General features: G+C 53.3%; 4 protein-coding genes. All 4 read right to left on the reverse strand.

What is annotated here, in order from left to right; all coding sequences use genetic code 11:
• The coding region (locus tag DES37_RS25295) for a phage tail tape measure protein (RefSeq protein ID WP_110028286.1) at positions 1-1,342 on the reverse strand (1,342 nt) is incomplete at its 3' end.
• A gap of 84 nt (positions 1,343-1,426) precedes the next feature.
• Positions 1,427-1,750, reverse strand: a complete 324-nt coding sequence (locus DES37_RS25300) for a phage tail assembly protein (RefSeq protein ID WP_110028287.1) — start codon at positions 1,748-1,750, stop codon at positions 1,427-1,429.
• Positions 1,747-2,103 (reverse strand): phage tail tube protein, encoded by a 357-nt coding sequence (locus DES37_RS25305; protein WP_110028288.1) that lies wholly within the window; start codon positions 2,101-2,103, stop codon positions 1,747-1,749. Before DES37_RS25305 ends, DES37_RS25300 begins: the two co-directional genes overlap by 4 nt.
• Positions 2,103-2,435 (reverse strand): phage tail sheath C-terminal domain-containing protein (locus DES37_RS25310; RefSeq protein WP_281271498.1); only part of this gene is annotated, 333 nt, incomplete at its 5' end. The genes DES37_RS25305 and DES37_RS25310, both read right to left, overlap by 1 nt.

The raw sequence follows: 2,435 nt of genomic DNA on the forward strand, positions 1-2,435 counted from the left end.
CTTTCACCACCGGCCCGACTTTATCCCAGTTACTGACAATCAGCCCGGCACCAATCACCAGCAGGGACACCATTTTACCCATGGTGGACATCTTCATAATGGCATCAAAGGTTTTGAAGGCCTTTGTCGCCACACCAACAGAGGACGCAATGCCCACCAGCGTTAAACCAAACTTCAGGGTTTTGCGGATCAGTTCCGGGTTCTCTTTTACAAACTGGCGAAACTGCTCGAGCATCGGCTGAATTTTCTTTGTCAGCTTCACGATGTCCGGGAGGAAGATTTCACCGATAGTGATACTGGCCGCATCAAACTGGTTTCGCATCAGTTGCAACGCGTTCGCCGTGGTGGCGGCCCGTGAATCGTATTCTTTCTGCATGGACCCGGCATATTGCTGGGCGTCTGCCACACGCCGGAAATTGGTTTTCAGCAACTCTAGGTTAGTGAGCATGGGGAAAATGGCAGCAGAAGATTCAGAGCCGAACAGGGTAAACAGCGCGGCAGACTGCTGGGCTTTGTCCACCTTACTGATAGTCTCGAGCACTTTAAGCACGGTACCGGCGGCATCTTTCTGCATGTCCTGAGACAGTTTGACACCATCAAACCCCAGTTGCTTAAGGGCACCAGCCTGAGATTTACTCAGCGCCTTCCCGGCTGTCAGCGTTTTGGTGAAATTCTTGATGCCGGTGGCGGCAATTTCTGATTCCACCCCCATGCCCGTAATGGTGGCCCCCATCGCGGCAACCTGCCCACTGTTCAGCCCCGCCGTTTTACCAATTGCGCCAATTCGCGTCACAACATCAGAAATTTTACGGGCGTTGGCCGGGCCGGTATTGCCCAGGAAGTTAATCTTGTCAGCCAGCGTCACCACTTCACTTTGGGACATTTTAAACGCTGTACGCCAGGTCGCCATCATCTGGCCTGACTCTTCCGCTGTCTGGTCAAAGGCCACACCCATTTTTACTGCATCTGAGGCGAACTGTTTTAGATCCTGCCGGGCAATACCTGCCTGCCCGCCTGCCGCCACAATCTGGCCTATCCCTTCGGCAGCCATGGGAAGCTGAGTGGACAGGGTCAGAATGTCATCACTCATCTCTTTAAACTGCGGCGGGGTATCAAAGTTCACAACCTTACGGACATCGGCCATGGTCGATTCAAACGCAATGGCCTTATTGATCGGGACCGCAAATGCTGTGACCAGCGCGGCGCCCATGGCAGCCGCATTGATCATGATGCTTTTGGCTTCTTTCTGAAACCCTTTGAGGTTTTTGCTCATCCCTTTCAGTGGACCGGACATCTGGTCCACTGCGGTGATGATGGCCTTCAACTCAAAACTGTCAGCCATGATTTATTTCCTCACTGATACGTACCGCTTCGGCTTCCATTTCCAGAAACCGGCTGACCGCCACAGATTTCAGTTCCAGGGGGTTTATGCGCCAGAAGTGGGCGGTGTTGTAGAGTCGTTTTCTGAGGTGGCGCTGCTCTCCGACCCCGTAAAAAAACTGACGATACTCATCGACACCATAAACACATCTTTAAGCACCATCTGGCTGGCCGATGAACGGGGGATCCCCGCCAGCACCGGGATGTACTTCAGGGCAGAGCGCGTATCCAGTTTCATGTCACCACTTTCGGTATAACTGAACGGGATACCCATTTGTTCCACTTCATCGTAGGTGGGCTCACGCAGCTCCAGCACGCTGAGTTTTTCCCCGGCAGCCATAATGGCCCGGGTCAGTACGATTTCTTTCACTGGTAGTCTCCTTCGGTACCGTGGAATTCAGCATCCACTGTCCCTTCTTCGGGATTGTGGTTCGCTTCGCCATGCAGCCAGGAATTTGACAGGACGTAGACCATACCGTTAGCCAGTTCGGCGGTAATGGTCATCGAATCTGATGAGGTGATTTTGCTGACAGGGAAGTCTTTTGGCACCTTGAAGGTGCCTTTGACATACGGTGCACGGTGGGTTTCCTTCCGGTCAACCGAGCCGTCCAGGCCAATCACATCATCATTCAGCGTGGTGTTCATCGGCACTTCAATGCCGCCGGTCAGCGACAACTGAAGCCCGTCAACTTTGAAATAACAGGTACCGGCAATACGGGACATTATTCACTCTCCTCGTTGTACTGCAGGCGGAACTGGTTCAGCACAGCAAACGTCCGCAACTGGTTGACATAATCCGGCGGGAACAGCACATCCACCCGGTTCGGGTTATCCGTGTTGCGTTCAACAATCAGGTGGGCTTTAAACAGGTCGTAATTCTCGACGATCCCGTTACGCTCCATGGTGCGGTACACCGTGCACAACTCCCCTTTAATGACCGCCGGGGTGACAATGGCCTGACCGGCACCAAACCGGGTACCGTCATCAGCCAGTTTGTGACGCGGGTACTTGCTGGTGATGATACTTTTCAGCTGGCGTAACACGTAAGCGCTGGT

The organism is Mangrovibacter plantisponsor, assembly GCF_003182475.1.
Taxonomy (GTDB): Bacteria; Pseudomonadota; Gammaproteobacteria; order Enterobacterales; family Enterobacteriaceae; genus Mangrovibacter; species Mangrovibacter plantisponsor.

Coding starts and splice junctions, on each gene's coding strand:
- DES37_RS25305 (WP_110028288.1), bottom strand. CDS start 2,103: ATGTCCCGTATTGCCGGTACCTGTTATTTCAAAGTTGACGGGCTTCAG.